Raw genomic sequence first — 19,927 nt, 5'->3', positions numbered from 1 at the left:
GCCATCGAAAGAGTAGTCGTCAAATCGCCCTCAGCGCCAGTGCAATTGCCAGCCTCCCGGCCATGGCCGCCGATGCACTGATATTACAATCAGGTATCGCTGCGCGCTGACGGCAGCCAGGAAGTGGCTCGCGACAAGACGATCATGACCCTCTACACCGAGTTGCAAAATGCCGACCCGACCAAGCTCGCTGCCGCCCCCCACCACCATGAACCAGGCCCTGAGCCAGGCCCGCCAGGTCAATATGAGTGCAGATGGCATGATCGAAGTTTTACAGTAACTTTTTTAGACAAGACAAAGGCGCAAACCCAAGGGCTTGCGCTTTTTTTTGCGTTCGCTGCCGCCACGTCATATCCAGCAGCATATCTCGCTGGAATTACGTTCAAGGTCTTCACGACTCAATACTGCCATAGCTACCAGGGAGGGCTGTGCTGGCATTTATTCATACAGTGAGAGCCAAACTTATGTCCCTATCAGTCAATGCAACATCGCCCGTATCGCTGGCGTCGGTACTCGGCGCCCCAAAGTCGATAACTGAAGCACAAACCTCACAAGCGCCTCAAACGTCCATTGGAAACCCGGCCCAGCCCGCCGAAACGGAACTGCTCAAGGCTTACCTTGAGGCTGTGCAACGCAAGGTATTGCACAACAATGCCGGGCTTATCACGGTCCCGCCCCAGAGCAACCTGGGTCAATGGCTTGGACTGTATCGCGCACATTTGGAACACCCTGTTGTGCAGGGTTGGCTGCGCGAACAGCAGATCGAACCGAACACTCTCCTCTCAATCAACCCGTCTACAGGTACGTTGTCCGCCGAGGTGAGGGGCGAAACGAAAACCTTCCGCCTCACGGACACATCGGGCTGGGGACAAATTTCGGGGCCTCTGTTGGCGGCCGCCAGGATCATCGCCCCAGGCAATAATGGTGATTTGCGCGTGAGGCTGGGTGAAAACTCCATACAAGTCAGCGCAAAAGTAGTAGCAAATTTTGAAGGGGTGGCACTTCCCCCAACGTTGTCCCAGGCCCGAGCACAAATAAGGCACCTGGAGCATAAAGACACCTTCGATCCTATTTCCGCCGATGATCACTTGCGTCCTGCCAGCAGCCGCTCGGCAAATGCGCTGCAAGTGCAAAGACAAAATGCGGCCACGTACTACAGCACCGCGCCGCAGGCATTGGCCTACAAGCGCTTGGCGGTCGACGTTGCCACCAACCTGCCCGACACACGGGCAGAAGCCAAGAAATGGGCGGACGAGTTGCTGCTCAAGCTCACGGGCAAACCGATCGATTCAGATACCGTTTATTTGAACCGCTTCAAGGGCGGCGAAAGCGCAGATACTGTGACCGGCTGGGAGCACAAGTTCCAAGAACCCTGGTCTTCGCTGCGCCTGCCCGATGCCTTGCTGAAGAATTTCTCCGAGCACGACTGGGTACCCGGAAACCTGGATCTCGACGCGGGTCTGTATACCCAACCCAGTGGGCAAAGCGAAAAAGGCGGCTACGGCAAGCATAATCAAATCGACCTTAAGCCGTCGCAAGTGATGCACGAAAGCTGGAAGACCGACTTCCAGGCCCAGATGACCCAGAAAATCGACACCTTCTGGAACACCCATACCGATAGCTACCAGACTGCAATTAAAGGCGAGTTCGTCTTCCAGGCCCGCGAACAATTGAAGACGGCCGAAGCCCGATCACCCGCCGAGCGAGCCTTACAAGCACCCGAGCATCGATTCAATCGAGGTGACTACCGCTTGGTGATGGAGGCTGCCGGCAACCTCCCGCTCGACGAGAACGCTGCGTTGAGCATGGAGCAGCTCAAGGCACAAGCGCCGGTAAACGGCGACACTCAAGTGCATGCCCTTAGCATCCACGGTTTTAAGTCCAGCGACATTGTGCGGTTCAGCGATGACGATGGAGGTCGCCAGGTACTTTATATACCGGGAGCAAAGCCGGCATTCCTGCGCTTCGACTCCCTGGAAAAACTCAATCAGTGGGTGGTTGAGCAAAGTCAGGATCCGAAAAAAAGCCAGGCGCTGCTGGCACATTTTTCATTGATTGATCGCCAGGACCATAAGCCCGGCATCCTGCCGCAACTGGGAATCGGCCTTATCCCTGGCTTGAACTTTACGGGAATAGGCGACAAGCAAGATGGCCTGGACGGCCTGTTCAAAAAAATGGCTGCCGGTGATCTGAATACCCCGGTGCTCAATGACAGCCGCGCAAAAATCGAGGGAGACGTATTTTCCACATTGGCGACCGCCGCGAAACAACGCATGACCAACGATACCGACGTGGTCATCAAATCCAACAGCGAAGTGACTCGCGACACCTGGCTGAACGACATAACCGTGGCTGCGGGTCTGCTGGCCAAGCTTGCGCCCATCGCAGCTCCGGTTGCGGGCGCTGCGGCACTTGCAGGGTTGACCGAGCTGGGGTTGGGCGCAGAAAAAGCAGCGTCCGGTGACACCGAGGCAGAGCGCAGCGATGGGGTGTCCAAGGCATTCGATGGTTTGCTGAATACGCTGTTCTCAGCCGGGGCAAGCGCAGTCCCGGAGGATCCTTTTGCGCTACCGCCTGAGAAAGAACTGCCGAATGTAGAGCCCCGTGTTCAACCCGAAATCAATGCCACCGAGGAACCCACACCCGGGCCATCCAGTGGCATACGCGTTGTCAACGAGCCTGGGGCTGCCCTGCCAAAATCACAACCACTGCTCCCAATGGCACCCCATGCAGTACCTGACGGTGATGAATTGATAATGAATGCTCCCCGCGATGCACTGGGCGTCTATCGAATAACCGACAGTGAGGGAATACAGCGCCAATTTGTGCGGTTTACCGATGAGACCGGTACGAGCAAGGTATTCGAGATATCCGGTCGCTACAGGACCGGCGACAGGTTCGCCACCATCATTAATCCCGATAAACAATCAGCAGTGATGGTCATCACGCCAGGGCGTGACGGAGAGTGGGCTCGCGCACCTGGCGATGGCGGGGTGAAGTGGCCGTGGCAACGTCCGATTTCGCCGGCCCCGAGTAACGACTTAAAGTCACCCTCCCGCTTTTCGGACAACTTTATTGAGTTAGACGGATCAAAAATGGAGGGCGCCGACACACTCGACAAATACCTCAACTTTGAGGAGCAGACGCAGTATAGATTTGGCGTCAGCGTTTATGAGGAAAACGGTACGGTTAAAAGTCGCCCTGTGCTTTCATGGGAAGTAGACGATAGAAACTTCACGGTCTCCGCTTCGGAAGCGGCATCCCCTTCAAAGTTCGGCACCAGCAACTACGCTGGCCAATTCACCACAGATATCAACAGAAACCCTTACACAATAAGGCGACCGGGCTTGCAGGACGTTGAAATCAACATACCCCAGCAGATAGAAGAACTTCATATTCCGGGCAATAATGCAGAGCAGTCAGTCGTCGATGGTTTTATCCATGACGGAATCGAAACCTTTGAAAATGCGGTCCCCGACCCCGACATGCGGGCGGCGATTTCAGAGGTAGCGCATCAAGGATCGGCCGCTACGGCGTGGCGTGAATTGCAGCCCCCCCGAGTAAAAGACGACTACGTGAGCAGCGCTGGCGACCGACACTTTTTCATCGACTATTCGCCTTTGGAAAATGAGACCAAAGTCACGGTGACCTCGCAATGGAAACTCGTTTATGCAGGCGGAGATGAGCCCATTCCCGCTTCAGACTTGAGCATCACAGCCAGCCGGACGTTCACCCTTCGTGAGAGTAATGCAGTGGATGGACCGCCCGTTATAATCGACAAATCTGCGCCTACCCGCATAGAAGTCTCCCCTACCTAACTCGCTTGAACGGCGGTAACCTCGATGACCGCCGTTTTCGTTTGGGCAGCTTTTATATGCCTGCCATTTCAGGGGTCTCCATGGAAAGAATCGCCGTCAAGCCACTGTTCCTCGCCGCCAGCCTCCTGGCCTTTATACCAATGGCCCAGGCCGCCACAACCCTGGTCTACTGCTCCGAAGCCAGCCCCGCCGGCTTCGATCCCAGCCAGTACACCAGCGGCACTGACTTCGATGCATCCGCCGAAACCGTGTTCAACCGTCTGACCCAGTTCAAGCGTGGAGGCACCGAAGTCGAACCCGGCCTGGCAACCAGTTGGGACATATCCAAAGACGGCCTGACCTACACCTTCCACCTGCGCGAGGGCGTCAAGTTCCACACCACCGATTTCTTCACCCCGACCCGCGACTTCAACGCCGATGATGTGTTGTTCACCTTCAACCGCCTGCTCGATGCCGATAGTCCGTTTCGCAAGGCCTACCCGTCCGAGTCGCCGTACTTCACTGACATGGGATTGAACACCACAATCAAAAACCTCGAAAAACTCGACGAACACACCGTGCGTTTCAACCTCAACAATGTGGATGCCTCGTTCGTGCAGAACCTGGCCATGAGTTTTGCCTCGGTGCAATCGGCCGAATATGCCGCGCAGCTCCTGAAAGAAGGCAAGCCCGAGCAGATCAATCAGAAACCGGTCGGCACCGGGCCATTTGTGTTCAAGCGTTACCAGAAAGACTCGCAGATTCGCTATGGGGCCAATAAACAGTATTGGAAACCCGAGGACGTGAAGCTCGACAATCTGGTGTTCGCCATCACCCCGGACGCCGCCGCGCGCCTGCAGAAGCTCAAGGCCGGCGAATGCCAGGTCAGCGGTTACCCGCGCCCCGCCGATATCGAGGTGATGAAGCAAGACCCCAACCTGCGCGTGCTGCAGCAAGCCGGATTCAACCTGGGCTTCCTGGCCTACAACGTGACCCATCCGCCGTTGGACCAGCTCAAGGTGCGCCAGGCCCTGGACATGGCCATCGACAAGCCTGCGATCATCAAGGCCGTGTACCAGAGCGCCGGACAATTGGCGCAGAACGCATTGCCACCGGCGCAGTGGTCTTATGACCCGAAAATCCAAGACGCGCCCTACGATCCGTCCAAGGCGCGGTTGCTACTAAAAGAAGCAGGGGTTGCACCAGGTACCACCATCAATCTTTGGGCGATGACCGTGCAGCGCGCCTCCAACCCGAATGCGCGAATGTCCGCGCAAATGATCCAACAGGATTGGGCCAAGGTCGGCATCAAGGCCAACATCGTCAGCTATGAGTGGGGCGAGTACATAAAACGCGCCAAGAATGGTGAACACGATGCGATGATTTATGGCTGGACTGGCGACAATGGCGACCCCGATAACTGGCTTGGCGTGCTCTACAGTTGTGCCGCGGTCAAGGGCAGCAACTACGCCAAATGGTGTAACCCGGCCTACGACACGCTGGTGCAGCAGGCCAAGGTCAGCAACGACCGCGAGCAGCGCATCAAGTGGTATCAACAGGCACAAAAAATCCTTAAGGAACAAGTACCTATAACGCCTATTGCGAACTCGACGGTTTTCCAGCCTTTGCGCAAGGAAGTACGCGACTTCAAGATCAGCCCCTTCGGGCTCACGCCGTTCTATGGTGTGGGTCTAGATAAGTAACAACAGCGCCCCAACCGAGTGCGCTAGACGCCTCGGCTGGGCTTTTTTGGTGCACCTGTTGCACCGAAAAAACCCTCCAAACAGGCATATTTGTGTCGAAACTTTCATAATTGCGACATTCCTGTACGTTCGTACCACTGTTTGCCGCTCCTGGCCGCTCTGCATCTTGCATTGGGTATGGCGCCTGCATAAGTATCCGCAGGCCGACTCACGAGGTCGCCCTCACCACCAAAAATGACAACAAATCATGAGGCCAACATGCTTAAACACGCAGTCCTTCCGTTATTAGTGAGCGCGGGCCTTATGGCCGCCGCCCCTGCAGCCCTTGCGGCAACTAACCTGGTGTTCTGCTCCGAAGGGAGCCCGGCCGGTTTCGACCCAGGCCAGTACACCACCGGAACAGACTTCGATGCCTCGGCCGAAACCATGTTCAACCGCCTGAGCCAGTTCGAACGTGGCGGCACCGCCGTAGTTCCTGGCCTGGCCACCAGTTGGGACGTGTCCCCGGATGGCCTGACGTATACCTTCCACCTTCGCGAAGGCGTCAAGTTCCATACCACCCCGTACTTCAAGCCGACTCGTGAATTCTCGGCAGACGACGTACTGTTCACTTTTAATCGGATGATCAACAAAGACGATCCATTCCGTAAGGCCTACCCCACCGAGTTCCCGTACTTCACGGACATGGGGATGGACACCAACATCAAGAACATCGAGAAAGTCGATGACCACACCGTCAAGTTCACCCTTGGCACCGTGGACGCGGCTTTCATCCAGAACCTGGCCATGAGCTTCGCGTCGATCCAATCCGCCGAATATGCCGCGCAGCTGCTCAAGGAAGGCAAGCCCGCCGACATCAACCAGAAGCCGGTCGGCACTGGCCCGTTCGTGTTCAAGAGCTACCAGAAAGATTCGAACATTCGCTACACCGGCAACAAGGACTACTGGAAACCTGAAGATGTGAAGATCGACAACCTGATCTTCGCGATCACCACTGACCCGTCGGTGCGTATCCAGAAGCTCAAGAAAAACGAATGCCAGATCACCCTGTTCCCACGTCCGGCCGACCTCAAGGCCCTGGGCGAAGACAAGGACCTGAAACTGCCGCACCAGGCCGGTTTCAACCTGGGCTACGTTGCCTACAACGTCATGGACAAGGTCAAGGGCAGCGACCAGCCAAACCCGCTGGCTGACCTGCGCGTACGCCAGGCGCTGGACATGGCGGTGAACAAGCAGCAGATCATTGACTCCGTGTACCAGGGCGCCGGTCAACTGGCCGTCAACGCCATGCCGCCGACCCAATGGTCCTACGACACCAGCATCAAAGACGCCAAGTACGACCCTGAAAAAGCCAAGGCGCTGCTCAAGGAAGCTGGCGTCAAGGAAGGCACTGAAATCGTACTGTGGGCCATGCCGGTCCAGCGTCCGTACAACCCGAACGCCAAGCTGATGGCCGAGATGCTGCAGAACGACTGGTCCAAGATCGGCCTGAAGGTCAAGATCACCAGCTACGAGTGGGGCGAGTACATCAAGCGCTCCAAAGGCGGCGAGAACCAGGCCATGATCATTGGCTGGAGCGGCGACAATGGTGACCCGGACAACTGGCTGAACGTACTGTTCGGCTGCGACTCGCTGTCTGGTAACAACTTCTCCAAGTGGTGCGACAAAAAATTCGACGGCATCGTGAAAGAGGCCAAAGCCACGTCGGATGTCGCCAAACGCACCGAGCTGTACAAGCAGGCGCAACATATCCTCAAAGATGCAGTCCCGATGACACCTATCGCGCACTCGACGGTGTATCAACCCATGCGTAATACCGTACAGGACTTCAAGATCAGCCCGTTTGGCTTGAACTCCTTCTACGGCGTTAGCGTCAGCGGCAAGTAAGGATCAATAGCGGCGACGTTTCATAACGTCGCCGTTATTCCATCTGCCCGGGCTATAGGAAACAGACCACGATTGAAAGCGTTGCCGTCCTACAGCAACGAACTGCGACCCGTGTCTCCGTTACCTACAAGGCCAGTCAGAATTGACGCATTTACTGCAGTGTCCTCGTCCCATAACGTCGTAGGACAGCAGAGGCATCATTCTGGGAAAGGGCACTTGCTGTGTGTGGGATCAGTGATGTCTCCCTGGCCGTACGCCAGAGAGGTGGTTCGCTGTTGATAACTACAAACAAGGATCGGGATTGTCATGCGCCATACCACCGTTCTATCCGCGATGTTTGCCTCCAGCCTGCTGGCCGTGGCTACCATGGGCCAAGCCGCCGAAAAGAAGAGCCTGGTGTTTTGCTCCGAAGGCAGCCCGGCAGGCTTTGATACTGCTCAATACACCACCGCCACCGACAACGATGCCGCAGAGCCGTTGTACAACCGCCTGGTCGAGTTCGAAAAAGGCGCCACCGACGTGGTGCCAGGGCTGGCAACCAAGTGGGATATCTCCGAAGACGGGCTGACCTATACGTTTCACCTGCGTGAAGGGGTGAAGTTTCACAGCAACAAGGAATTCAAGCCGACGCGGGACTTCAACGCCGACGACGTGCTGTTTACCTTCAACCGCATGCTTGATCCCGACCACCCGTTCCGTAAGGCCTACCCCACGGAGTTTCCGTACTTCAACGGGATGAGCCTGAACAAGAATATTGCCAAGGTCGAAAAAACCGGCCCCTACACCGTGGTGATGACCTTGAACACGGTCGACGCCGCGTTCGTGCAGAACATTGCCATGAGCTTTGCCGCCATCCTCTCGGCCGAATACGCCGAACAGCTACTCAAACAAGGACGGCCCAGCGACATCAACCAGAAGCCGATCGGCACTGGCCCTTTCGTGTTCCAGCGCTACCAGAAAGACTCGCAGATCCGTTATGTAGGCAACAAACAGTACTGGGACCCGAGCCGGGTCAAGCTGGACCAATTGATCTTTGCCATCAATACCGATGCCTCGGTGCGGGTACAGAAGCTCAAGGCCGGCGAATGCCAGGTCACCCTGCATCCACGCCCCGCCGATGTCGAAGCGCTCAAGACTGACCCGAACCTGCAACTGCTGACCAAACCCGGCTTCAACCTCGGCTATATCTCCTACAACGTGCGCCACAAGCCCTTCGATCAGCTTGAAGTGCGCCAGGCGCTGGACATGGCGGTGAACAAGCAGAGCATCCTTAACGCCGTGTACCAGGGTGCCGGGCAACTGGCAGTCAATGGCATGCCGCCGACGCAGTGGTCTTATGACGACAGCATCAAGGACGCCGCCTACAACCCGGAAAAAGCCAAGGAATTGCTCAAGGCTGCCGGCGTCAAGGAAGGCACCGAGATCACCCTGTGGGCCATGCCGGTGCAGCGTCCCTACAACCCCAATGCCAAGCTGATGGCCGAGATGCTGCAGAACGACTGGGCCAAGATCGGCCTGAAGGTCAAGATCGTCAGCTACGAATGGGGCGAATACATCAAGCGCACCAAGAACGGTGAGCACGATGTCAGCCTGATCGGCTGGACCGGCGACAACGGTGACCCGGACAACTGGCTCGGCACCCTCTACAGCTGCGACGCCATCGGCGGGAACAACTACTCCATGTGGTGTGACCCGGCGTACGACAAGCTGATCAAGCAAGCCAAGGTCGTGACCGACCGCGAACAAAGGACTGTTCTGTACAAACAGGCGCAGCAACTGCTCAAGCAGCAGGTGCCGATCACGCCTATCGCCCACTCGACGGTCAACCAGCCGTTAAGCGCCAAAGTCGAAGGTTTCAAGGTGAGCCCCTTCGGCCGCAACGTGTTCTCGGGCGTCAGCATTACCCCATAAGAAAATAACCGGATTGCGGGGAGCCAAGTCGGCTCCTCGGCAAACGTGCAGGCTTTTGTCAGGAAAATTCCTACGCCAAACGTTTGCAAAGGCTTGAACGAGTTCCACACCCAATAGCCGGTTCACCTAAAAAGACCGGCATAAAAAAGAGAACCAAAGGAGCTTCACCCATGAAACTGAGCAGCAAAGCGCTTCTGGCCCTGGCCATCAGCAGCATCACGGCGACCGCCTATGCTGAACCCGCCAGCCAGGACTTCGTTCCTACCACATTGGCCGGCACCAGCGCCCAAGGCGAGGCCAAGGGCTTCATTGAAGATTTCAGCCTGGGCGGCACCACGCGTAACTGGTACTCCCATGAAAGCAAATACCGTGGGGGCACCTTCGCCTACCAGAAACACGGCCAGACGCTGACTGATCGCAACCGTACCAACTGGGTGCAGGGCACCATCCTCAACGCCAGCTCGGGTTTCACCCAGGGCACCGTTGGGGTCAAGACCGAAGTAGCGGTCTACAACGCCCTGGTACTGGACCGCAGCAAGCGTGACATCAAGGGTGGCTCCAACCGTACCCTGGCGGACTCCAACGGCGACGCCGTCGACCAGTGGAGCAAACTGGGCCTGGCCAACGTGCAGTTCCGCGTGTCCAACACCACCTTGACCGCCGGTCGCCAGAACTTCAGCAGCGGCATCGTCGACACCATCGGCAACCGTGCCCTGCCTTCAAGCTTCCAGGGTGTGAGCTTCAACAGCGAAGAGTTCAGCAACCTGTCGTTCCAGGGCGGCGTGTTTGACCGCGTTTCGCCACGTAGCGAGCAGAGCCTGTCGAAATTCCGTACCGAATACGGCAATGGCGCAGAAACCGACAAAGTGTCCACCCTGGGCGTGAACTACCAGCCGCTGAAAAGCCTGAAGACCAGCTTCTTCGCCGCCAACGTGAAGGACTTCTGGAACCAGTACTACTTCGGCGCTACCCACGAATTGGGCGACGCTCAGCAACTGGGCCTGACCACCGGCTTCAACTACTACAAGACTGTCGACGAAGGCAAAAAAGAGATGGGGGAAATCGACAACGATACCTTCTCCCTGTCCCTGGGCCTGACTCACCAGGCACACAGCCTGACCTTCGGTTACCAGCAAGTGAACGGTAACGAGTACTTCGACTACCTGCACGAAACCAACGGCATCTACCTGGCCAACTCCCTGACCTCGGACTTCAACGGCCCGAACGAGAAATCCTTCCAGATCGCCTATGCCATCAACATGGCTGAATACGGCGTACCAGGCCTGAAGTTCAATGCCTACTCGGCCCGCGGCTGGGGCATCGACGGTACCCACTACACCGGCAACAATGGCCGCGCCAAGTTCGCCTACGACGGCATCCAGTCCCAGGACGGCGAGAAGCACCAGGAATACGGTGTAGGCGCTTCCTACGCGGTGCAGAGTGGCCCGCTCAAGGCCACCGCGATTCGCGCCACCTACGTTGAACACCGTGGCAGCGAGTTCCAGTCCGATGGCAGCATCAAGGAATTCCGTCTGGTTACCACCATCCCATTCAACATCCTTTAATTAGCGCCAGGTAGACGGCGGGCTCAGGACGAGCCTCGCCGTCTACGCTTTTCTGGTTCCATCGATTGCAGAGGGCTCTGAATGAAAATGCTCCCACTACAAGCCGCCATGGCTGCCGCGCTGTTGAGCGTGGCAATCGGCGTTTCGGCCAAACCGCTGGTGGTCTGCACCGAAGCCAGCCCGGAAGGTTTCGACCCGGTGCTGTACACCACCGCCGTAACCGCTGATGCCGCTGCTGAAACCATGTTCAACCGTCTAGTGGATTTCAAGCCGGGTACGACCGAGGTGGTTCCCGCGCTGGCCAAGTCCTGGGAAATCAGTGATGACGGCCTGACCTACACGTTCCACCTGCGCGAAGACGTCAAGTTCCACACGACCGATTACTTCAAGCCCACGCGCAACTTGAATGCCGACGATGTGCTGTGGAGCTTCCAGCGCCAGTTGGACCCGAAACACCCGTGGCATAACAAGTCCACCACCGGTTTCCCTTATTTTGAAAGCATGGGTTTCAAGGAACTGCTCAAGAGTGTCGAGAAGGTTGACGACCACACCGTCGTCTTCACCCTGACGCGCCCTGAAGCACCGTTCCTGGCCGATGTCGCAATGCCGTTCACCGCTATCCACTCCGCCGAGTACGCCGACAAGCTGCTCGCCGCCGGCAAGACCGACGAACTCAACAGCAAGCCGATCGGCACCGGCCCGTTCATTTTCATCCGCTATCAGAAAGACGCTCAGGTGCGCTTCAAGGCCAACCCGGAATACTTCCGTGGCAAGCCGCCCGCCGACCCGTTGATCCTGGCCATTGCGGTCGATAACAACGTGCGCTTGCAAAAGCTCAAGGCCAATGAATGTCAAATCGCGCTTTATCCCAAGCCGGATGATCTGCCGAGCATCAAGAAAGATCCGAACCTGAAAGTCGATGAGCTGGCGGCCATGACTACCAGCTACACCGCCCTGAACACTACCCGCAAGTACATGAGCGACCCACGGGTACGTCACGCGATCAACATTGCGTTCGACAAGGCAGGCTACACCGATGCCTTGTACGGCAAAGGCAATGCAGTGGTCGGCACCGGTCCGTATCCACCGACCCTACTGGGCTTCAACGACAAGCTCAAGAACCCACCTCGCGACCTCGACAAAGCCCGCGCCCTGCTCAAGGAAGCCGGCGTGCCGGAAGGCACCGAGTTCAGTCTGTTCACCCGTAACGGCGGCGGCCCGACCAACCCTAACCCGATGCTTGGCGCCCAGCGCATGCAGGCGGATTTGGCTCAGATTGGCCTGAAGGTCAACATCAAAGTTATGGAATGGGGCGAGATGCTCAAGCGTGCTAAAAACGGTGAGCACGATATGGTTTCCGCCGGCTGGGCCGGGGATAACGGCGACCCGGACAACTTCCTGACCCCCAACCTGAGTTGCGATGCGGCGAAAAACGGCGAAAACTACGCCCGCTGGTGTAACAAAGAGTTTCAGGACTTGATCGACAAGGCGCGCGCCATCGCTGAACCCCAGCAACGGGCCGCACTCTATGAACAAGCCCTGGATGTTTTCGAGAAGGACCAGCCGTGGATACCCATGGCTTATCCAAAAATGTTTACCGCCATGCGCAAGAACGTCGAGGGTTATACCCAAAGCCCGCTGACGAACAATAACTTCGCCACCACCCAGGTGAAGTAAATAAGAAAAACGCTCGGCGCCGTCGATATTGACGGTGCCGAACCTGCCTAACCGGCTGATTGAGGTACACACCAAGATGTTTAGTTTTATTGCCCGCCGACTGGGGTTATTGATCCCCACGTTCTTCGGCATCACGTTGCTGACCTTTGCGTTGATTCGCATGATTCCAGGCGACCCCGTAGAAGTCATGATGGGCGAGCGGCGGGTTGACCCCGAAATGCACGCTCAGGCAATGGAGCGCCTTGGCCTTAACAAGCCGCTGTATGCGCAATACCTGGATTACGTCGGCAAGCTCGCCCAGGGCGACCTTGGCGAATCGCTGCGCACCCGCACCAGCGTGTGGACCGAGTTCACCGCCCTTTTCCCTGCGACCCTGGAACTGTCCATGGCCGCCCTGTTGTTCGCCGGCATCCTAGGGCTGTTAGCCGGGGTGATCGCGGCCTTGAAACGAGGATCCCTGTTCGACCACGGGGTGATGGGCATCTCCCTGGCGGGCTATTCGATGCCGATCTTCTGGTGGGGCCTGATCCTGATCATGTTCTTCTCGGTAAGCCTGGGCTGGACCCCGGTTTCCGGGCGTATCGACCTGCTCTACGACATCGAGCCGCGCACCGGCTTCATGCTGATCGACACCCTGCTGGCCGACGAGCCGGACGCGTTCTGGGACGCCCTGCACCACCTGATCCTGCCGGCCATCGTGCTGGGCACCATCCCGCTGGCGGTGATCGCGCGGATGACCCGTTCGTCGATGCTCGAAGTTCTGCGTGAGGACTACATCCGTACCGCCAAGGCCAAGGGCCTCTCGCCGGCACGCGTGGTATTCGTGCACGGCCTGCGCAACGCGCTGATTCCGGTACTTACCGTGGTCGGCCTGCAAGTCGGCACGCTGCTGGCCGGTGCGGTACTGACCGAAACCATCTTCTCGTGGCCCGGCATCGGCAAATGGCTGATCGAAGCCATTGGCGCACGGGACTACCCGGTGGTGCAAAACGGCATTCTGCTGATCGCCTGCCTGGTGATCCTGGTGAACTTCGTGGTGGATATCCTCTACGGCTTCGCCAACCCACGCATCCGTCACCAGCGCTGAGATCATGACCATGACCACACCTACTCAAGTGTCAGCAGTCGATCAGAGCCTGCTGTACCCGTCCCCGTACAAAGAATTCTGGCAAGCCTTCTCCAAGAACAAAGGCGCGGTTGCCGGCCTACTGTTCATGCTGCTGATCGTGTTCTGCGCGATTTTTGCCCCGTGGGTTGCACCGCATAACCCCAGCGAGCAATACCGCGACTTCCTTCTGACCCCGCCAGCCTGGCTGGAAGGTGGGCAGATGCAGTTCCTGCTCGGCACCGACGAACTGGGCCGTGACCTGCTCTCGCGCCTGATCCAGGGTTCGCGCCTGTCGTTGCTGATCGGCTTGTCGTCAGTGGTGATGTCGCTGATCCCGGGCATCCTGCTGGGCCTGTTCGCCGGGTTCTTCCCGCGCTTGCTTGGCCCGACCATCATGCGCCTGATGGACATCATGCTGGCCCTGCCATCGCTGCTGTTGGCCGTGGCGATTGTCGCCATCCTCGGCCCTGGCCTGATCAACACCGTAATCGCCATTGCTATCGTGTCGTTGCCGTCCTACGTACGTCTGACCCGCGCGGCGGTAATGGGCGAACTGAACCGCGACTACGTGACAGCCGCCCGCCTTGCCGGCGCCGGCCTGCCACGCCTGATGTTCATCACCGTGCTGCCTAACTGCATGGCGCCGCTGATCGTCCAGGCCACCCTGAGCTTCTCGTCGGCGATCCTCGATGCCGCCGCCCTGGGCTTCCTCGGCCTTGGCGTACAACCGCCAACCCCGGAGTGGGGCACCATGCTGGCCTCGGCTCGGGACTACATCGAACGCGCCTGGTGGGTCGTGAGCCTGCCTGGTTTGACCATTTTGCTCAGCGTGCTGGCAATCAACTTGATGGGTGACGGCCTGCGCGACGCGCTGGACCCGAAACTCAAGAACGCCGCCTGAGGAGATTCCCATGTCACTGTTAGAAATCAAGAATCTCAACGTACGCTTCGGCGATAAGACCGCCGTGCCGGTGGTCGATGGCCTCGACATCTCCGTCGACAAAGGCGAAGTACTGGCGATTGTTGGCGAGTCGGGTTCGGGTAAATCCGTGACCATGATGGCGCTGATGGGCCTGATCGAGCACCCCGGTATCGTCACCGCCGACGCCCTGAACTTCGACGGCAAGGACATGCTCAAGCTGAGCAACCGCCAGCGCCGCCAGATCGTCGGCAAAGACCTGGCGATGGTGTTCCAAGACCCGATGACCGCGCTGAACCCCAGCTACACCGTGGGTTTCCAGATCGAAGAAGTGCTGCGCCTGCATTTGAAAATGTCCGGCAAGCAAGCGCGCAAGCGTGCCATCGAGCTGCTGGAAAAAGTCGAAATCCCGGGCGCCGCCAGCCGCATGGATGCCTACCCGCACCAGTTGTCCGGCGGTATGAGCCAGCGCGTGGCAATCGCCATGGCAATTGCCGGCGAGCCGAAACTGCTAATTGCCGATGAACCGACCACCGCATTGGACGTAACCATCCAGGCGCAGATCATGGAACTGCTGCTGGCCCTGCAGAAAGAGCAGAACATGGGCCTGGTGCTGATCACCCACGACCTTGCTGTCGTGGCCGAAACCGCCCAGCGCGTGTGCGTGATGTATGCCGGCCAGGCCGTGGAAGTTGGCCAGGTGCCGCAGTTGTTCGACATTCCAGCACACCCGTACAGCGAAGCGTTGCTGAAGGCGATCCCGGAACACAGCCTCGGCGCCACGCGCCTGGCCACGCTGCCGGGCATCGTGCCAGGTCGCTATGACCGTCCTCAGGGCTGCTTGCTGTCACCGCGCTGCCCGTATGTGCAGGACTCCTGCCGCGCCCAGCGTCCAAGCCTTGACCCGAAAAGCAACAGCCTCGCCCGCTGCTTCTACCCGCTGAACCAGGAGGTGGCGTAATGGCCGTCGTACTTACCGCCCGCGACCTCACCCGTCACTATGAAGTGTCCCGTGGCCTGTTCAAGGGCCACGCCACCGTGCGTGCCCTCAATGGTGTGTCCTTCGAGCTGGAAGCCGGCAAGACCCTCGCGGTTGTGGGCGAGTCGGGTTGCGGCAAATCCACCCTGGCCCGTGCCCTTACGCTGATTGAAGAGCCATCGTCTGGCTCGTTGAAAATCGCCGGGCAAGAGGTGGCTGGCGCCGACAAGGCCCAGCGCAAGCAATTGCGCAAAGACGTGCAAATGGTGTTCCAAAGCCCCTATGCATCGTTGAACCCACGCCAGAAAGTCGGTGATCAACTGGCGGAGCCGTTGCTGATCAACACCAACCTGTCCGCCGCCGAGCGCCGCGAAAAAGTGCAGGCGATGATGAAGCAAGTGGGCCTGCGCCCCGAGCATTATCAGCGCTACCCGCACATGTTCTCCGGCGGCCAGCGCCAGCGTATCGCCCTGGCCCGGGCAATGATGCTGCAACCCAAAGTGCTGGTGGCGGATGAGCCGACCTCGGCGCTGGACGTGTCGATCCAGGCCCAGGTGCTCAACCTGTTCATGGACCTGCAGCAGGAGTTCAACACTGCCTACGTGTTCATCTCCCACAACCTGGCGGTGGTGCAACACGTCGCCGACGACGTGATGGTGATGTACCTCGGCCGCCCGGTGGAAGTAGGCCCCAAGGAAGACATCTACGCCCGCCCGCTGCACCCTTACACCCAGGCGCTGCTGTCGGCCACACCGACCATTCACCCGGACCCGAACAAGCCGAAGATCAAAATCGTCGGCGAACTGCCCAACCCGCTGAACCCGCCACCTGGCTGCGCGTTCCACAAGCGCTGCCCGTATGCCACGGCGCGTTGCAGCAGTGAGGAGCCGTTATTGAGGCCTTTGGATAATCGTCAGGTGGCTTGCCACTACGCGGAGCAATTCGTGGCCTGAAGCAACACAGCCTCCCACTGTAGGAGCGAGCTTGCTCGCGAAAGACGTCAACGATAACGCGGGCATTCTGATTTAACGCGGTGTGCATGCGGTCTTCGCGAGCAAGCTCGCTCCTACAGGGGCTGCAGCTTCAATGAGTTCCATCGCCCTTCCCGCCAGATTGCGCATCAGTCTGGCCGGAGGGGCTTTTTTTTTGCGCGTTTGTAGCAAAGAAAATACAGATGGCCCTGCGCCTTTCAATGCCTCCGGCCTTGAAAACATTGCGTCAGAGCCCTCTGGAAAGTGTATAGATTGTAAATGCAATTTACTTTTATTTGAGAATCAATACCATCAAGACACAAAGAGGGCGCTGGATACTGGCTGCCAAGCCACGGTTGGCTACGCGAAAAATTCAGACGCCTCTCGTTCAATCGCCCCTCGTAAAGGACTTTGTGGACATGTCGTCTCAATTCAGGCTCAGCCATCTATCGCTGGCGTTTATCGCTACCCTTTCGTCCCCCGCGCTGTTGGCGGAGAGTGTGGAAAAACAGCGCGATAAAGTGCCGATCGAAGCGACAGACCTGCCTGTAGATGGCCAACCTCAAGCCTTGGTGCTGGAAGAAACGCGAGTACTAGGCACCGCTGCCGAAGAACTCAAGCAAGCCCCTGGCGTATCGATCATCACCGCCGAGGACATCAAGAAGCGCCCGCCCACCAACGACCTGTCGGAGATCATCCGCCGCGAGCCAGGCGTCAACCTGACTGGCAACAGCTCCAGCGGCAGCCGCGGTAATAACCGTCAGATCGACCTGCGCGGCATGGGCCCGGAAAACACCCTGATCCTGATCGATGGCAAACCCTCCACCTCACGCAACGCCGTGCGTTATGGCTGGAGCGGTGACCGTGATACCCGTGGCGAAACCAACTGGGTGCCGGCCGAAGAAGTCGAGCGCATTGAAATCCTGCGCGGCCCGGCCGCCGCTCGTTATGGCTCCGGGGCCATGGGCGGGGTGATCAACATCATCACCAAACGCCCGACCGACCAATTGCACGGTTCGCTGACCGCCTACACCGCCTTCCCCGAAAATGACGCCGAAGGCGCGAGCAAACGTACCAACTTCAATCTCAGCGGCCCGCTGACCGACAGTCTCGCATTCCGCGTCTATGGCGGCCTGAACAAGACCGACGCCGATGACGCCGACATCAACCGCGCAGCCCAAGCGACGCCTGATTCTTTGGTCGCTGGCCGCGAAGGCGTACGCAATAAAGACGTCAATGGCTTGCTGAGCTGGCAATTCACACCAGAGCAAACCCTCGACCTGGAAGCCAGCTATAGCCGCCAGGGTAATATTTTTGCCGGCGACACCATGCTCAACGGCGGTGGCGCATTCGTTGAAAGCCTGGTGGGCAAGGAAACCAGTGTGATTCAACGCAGCAGCTTCTCTGCAACCCACCGTGGTGAATTTGACTGGGGCTCGACCCTGGCCTCGCTGACCCACGACCTGACCCGCAACGAGCGTCTCAACGAAGGCCTGGCCGGTGCCGGCGAGGGTGCGCCTTCGGCCAGCGCCGGTCGTTTCGAATCACGCTTGCGCAATACCCGGGCCACCGCCGAGGTCAACCTGCCACTGAGCCTGGGCACCGAACAGGTGCTGACCCTGGGCAGCGAATACCTCTACGAATCGATGAACGATCCCGGCTCGTTGCGCCCGCAAAGTTATGACCCGGGCACCGGCGGCGTCCCCGCCATTCCTGGGGTCAGCCGCAACAGCACCAAGACCACCGCATCGAGCTACGCATTGTTTGCCGAGGACAACATCGAACTGGGCAGCAAGACCATCATCACCCCGGGCCTGCGCTACGACGATCATGAAGAATACGGCGGCAACTGGAGCCCCAGCTTCAACGCCTCGCACCAGTTGACCGATGAACTGAGCCTCAAGGGCGGTATTGCCAGGGCGTATAAGACCCCGAACCTGTATCAGTCCAACCCTAACTATTTGCTGTACAGCCGAGGCAACGGTTGCAACGCCAGCGAAGCCAACATGGGCGGTTGCTACCTGGTGGGTAATCGGGACTTGAAACCGGAAATCAGCGTCAATAAAGAAATCGGCCTGGCCTACGACAAGGGCACCTGGCGCACCAGCGCGACGTACTTCCGTAATGACTACAAGAACAAGATCAATGCCAGTAACGAGGCGGCGTTCCGCCTGGGCAATGGTCGCCGCGTGCTGGAGTGGGAAAACAGCGGGCCCGCGTTGGTCCAGGGGGTTGAAGGCAACCTGTTCGTAAGCCTGCGCAGCGATCTGGACTGGAACACCAACCTGACCTACATGATCGACTCCAAGGACAAAGACACCGGCGAGCCGTTGAGCATCATCCCCAAGTACACCGTCAACACCACGCTGGACTGGCAAGCCACCGACAAGCTGTCCTTCCAGGTCAGCGGCACCTACTACGGCAAGCAGGAAGCGCCGACACTCAACTCACGCAGCGCCAACAGCTATGACCGCAGCGCCCAGCAGGATGTCGACCCGTATGGGCTGATGGGACTGAGCAGTGGTTATGAGTTCAGCAAAAACTTGAGCGTGCGTGTCGGTATCAACAACCTGCTGGACAAGCGCCTGTCGCGCAAAGGCAATGCCGAGGATGCCGGTGCACAGACCTATAACGAGCCGGGCCGGGCTTACTTCGCGTCGGTGACCACCTCGTTCTAAGTCACCGCCTGAGGTCTGAAAAGCGCCTTCCGCCAGCTATAGCCTGACGGGAGGCGCGCTCTTTTCAGCAAGACTACGTCTGGCTGTCGCCTTCGTCTGCGTCGTCGCTGTCAGGCTCGTCGGTAGTCGAGCCATCATCACCCTCGCTGCCGCCCTGGCCTTGATCGCCTGGTTCGGCTTCGGACTTGGCCAACTGCAAGTCCGATGCCTGGCCACTCGTCACCACCCCTACGCTCTGCACCGGGTTATGCGCCCAGGCCGTCGACATCCCCAACGACAACAGCACCAGCACCTTCATCAACAGCACTACGCGTTGAAAAATACTCATGGTTGATTCCGTCCAGTCAGTAGATGAATCCCGCACGGCAGTGCTTCACCGTCGCCAGCGTTGACGCTAGTCCCGATGCCGGGTTTTCGCCAGGCTTCACTTATTGCCGTCGTCGTAGGTTTCGCTGTCTTCGCCTTCGTTGTAGGGGTTTTCCTAATCTTCCTTGGGTGCAGGCTGGGCCTGGGGCTGCCAGCTACCGGAGCTGGCCTCGCTTTGCTTTTTCTTGGTGACGGGGCCGGTTTCTTTCCAGGTGGGTGCCAACGCAGTTGCTACTTGCAACTCGTGCGCCCAGGCAACCGTTCCCCCGAGAAGTGCCAACATTATTAGAGGGATAGCACGTTGCGTTATAAACATAGGGTTCTCCAAATTCGCCGATGGGCGAGCGGCACACCCAAAACGCTAAA

General features: G+C 58.4%; 12 protein-coding genes and 1 pseudogene. 12 read left to right on the top strand and 1 reads right to left on the bottom strand.

What is annotated here, in order from left to right; translation table 11 throughout:
- Positions 1–23 precede the first annotated feature (23 nt).
- The 12 genes and pseudogenes from QZR30_RS23785 to QZR30_RS23730 all read left to right on the top strand — a co-directional run.
- Positions 24–241 (top strand): annotated as a pseudogene (locus tag QZR30_RS23785) (SIMPL domain-containing protein); the annotation flags it as partial.
- Between the two features lie 223 nt (positions 242–464).
- A complete protein-coding gene (locus tag QZR30_RS23780; protein ID WP_311904354.1) occupies positions 465–3,818 on the top strand; it encodes a dermonecrotic toxin domain-containing protein in 3,354 nt (1,117 codons plus the stop codon).
- 80 nt (positions 3,819–3,898) lie between these two features.
- Positions 3,899–5,500 carry an ABC transporter substrate-binding protein gene (locus tag QZR30_RS23775; protein WP_311904352.1) on the top strand — a complete coding sequence of 534 codons (1,602 nt, stop codon included), beginning with the start codon at positions 3,899–3,901 and terminating at the stop codon, positions 5,498–5,500.
- Between the two features lie 258 nt (positions 5,501–5,758).
- Positions 5,759–7,387, top strand: a complete 1,629-nt coding sequence (locus QZR30_RS23770; protein WP_056845521.1) for an ABC transporter substrate-binding protein — start codon at positions 5,759–5,761, stop codon at positions 7,385–7,387.
- A gap of 333 nt (positions 7,388–7,720) precedes the next feature.
- Positions 7,721–9,298 (top strand): ABC transporter substrate-binding protein, encoded by a 1,578-nt coding sequence (locus tag QZR30_RS23765; protein WP_411741030.1) that lies wholly within the window; start codon positions 7,721–7,723, stop codon positions 9,296–9,298.
- A gap of 170 nt (positions 9,299–9,468) precedes the next feature.
- Positions 9,469–10,863, top strand: coding sequence for an OprD family outer membrane porin (locus tag QZR30_RS23760; RefSeq protein ID WP_046070888.1), 1,395 nt, complete (start codon positions 9,469–9,471; stop codon positions 10,861–10,863).
- A gap of 81 nt (positions 10,864–10,944) precedes the next feature.
- Positions 10,945–12,540 (top strand): ABC transporter substrate-binding protein, encoded by a 1,596-nt coding sequence (locus QZR30_RS23755; protein WP_056845522.1) that lies wholly within the window; start codon positions 10,945–10,947, stop codon positions 12,538–12,540.
- 76 nt (positions 12,541–12,616) lie between these two features.
- Positions 12,617–13,627 (top strand): ABC transporter permease subunit, encoded by a 1,011-nt coding sequence (locus tag QZR30_RS23750; protein ID WP_003171721.1) that lies wholly within the window; start codon positions 12,617–12,619, stop codon positions 13,625–13,627.
- 10 nt (positions 13,628–13,637) lie between these two features.
- Entirely contained in the window at positions 13,638–14,549 is a 912-nt protein-coding gene (locus tag QZR30_RS23745; RefSeq protein ID WP_003188486.1) for an ABC transporter permease subunit, read from the top strand.
- Positions 14,550–14,559: 10 nt separating this feature from the next.
- On the top strand, positions 14,560–15,528 hold the full coding sequence (locus QZR30_RS23740) for an ABC transporter ATP-binding protein (protein WP_005784736.1): 969 nt from the start codon (positions 14,560–14,562) through the stop codon (positions 15,526–15,528).
- On the top strand, positions 15,528–16,499 hold the full coding sequence (locus tag QZR30_RS23735; protein ID WP_311904351.1) for a peptide ABC transporter ATP-binding protein: 972 nt from the start codon (positions 15,528–15,530) through the stop codon (positions 16,497–16,499). Before QZR30_RS23740 ends, QZR30_RS23735 begins: the two co-directional genes overlap by 1 nt.
- A 437-nt stretch (positions 16,500–16,936) precedes the next feature.
- On the top strand, positions 16,937–19,195 hold the full coding sequence (locus QZR30_RS23730) for a TonB-dependent siderophore receptor (protein WP_046070886.1): 2,259 nt from the start codon (positions 16,937–16,939) through the stop codon (positions 19,193–19,195).
- Between the two features lie 73 nt (positions 19,196–19,268).
- On the opposite strand, the gene QZR30_RS23725 is transcribed toward QZR30_RS23730, so the two are convergent.
- The gene (locus QZR30_RS23725) at positions 19,269–19,523 is read right to left on the bottom strand and encodes a hypothetical protein (protein ID WP_046070885.1); all 255 of its coding nucleotides are present in this window, start codon (positions 19,521–19,523) and stop codon (positions 19,269–19,271) included.
- Positions 19,524–19,927 lie beyond the last annotated feature (404 nt).

It is taken from the genome of Pseudomonas sp. rhizo25 (assembly GCF_031931935.1).
Taxonomy (GTDB): Bacteria; Pseudomonadota; Gammaproteobacteria; order Pseudomonadales; family Pseudomonadaceae; genus Aquipseudomonas; species Aquipseudomonas synxantha.
This window is presented reverse-complemented; position numbering and strand designations above follow the sequence as displayed.

Bases quoted from the DNA above. Each gene is read 5' to 3' on its own strand.
- QZR30_RS23780 (WP_311904354.1), top strand. From the start codon at position 465: ATGTCCCTATCAGTCAATGCAACATCGCCCGTATCGCTGGCGTCGGTA.
- QZR30_RS23775 (WP_311904352.1), top strand. From the start codon at position 3,899: ATGGAAAGAATCGCCGTCAAGCCACTGTTCCTCGCCGCCAGCCTCCTG.
- QZR30_RS23770 (WP_056845521.1), top strand. From the start codon at position 5,759: ATGCTTAAACACGCAGTCCTTCCGTTATTAGTGAGCGCGGGCCTTATG.
- QZR30_RS23765 (WP_411741030.1), top strand. From the start codon at position 7,721: ATGTTTGCCTCCAGCCTGCTGGCCGTGGCTACCATGGGCCAAGCCGCC.
- QZR30_RS23760 (WP_046070888.1), top strand. From the start codon at position 9,469: ATGAAACTGAGCAGCAAAGCGCTTCTGGCCCTGGCCATCAGCAGCATC.
- QZR30_RS23755 (WP_056845522.1), top strand. From the start codon at position 10,945: ATGAAAATGCTCCCACTACAAGCCGCCATGGCTGCCGCGCTGTTGAGC.
- QZR30_RS23750 (WP_003171721.1), top strand. From the start codon at position 12,617: ATGTTTAGTTTTATTGCCCGCCGACTGGGGTTATTGATCCCCACGTTC.
- QZR30_RS23745 (WP_003188486.1), top strand. From the start codon at position 13,638: ATGACCACACCTACTCAAGTGTCAGCAGTCGATCAGAGCCTGCTGTAC.
- QZR30_RS23740 (WP_005784736.1), top strand. From the start codon at position 14,560: ATGTCACTGTTAGAAATCAAGAATCTCAACGTACGCTTCGGCGATAAG.
- QZR30_RS23735 (WP_311904351.1), top strand. From the start codon at position 15,528: ATGGCCGTCGTACTTACCGCCCGCGACCTCACCCGTCACTATGAAGTG.
- QZR30_RS23730 (WP_046070886.1), top strand. From the start codon at position 16,937: ATGTCGTCTCAATTCAGGCTCAGCCATCTATCGCTGGCGTTTATCGCT.
- QZR30_RS23725 (WP_046070885.1), bottom strand. From the start codon at position 19,523: ATGAGTATTTTTCAACGCGTAGTGCTGTTGATGAAGGTGCTGGTGCTG.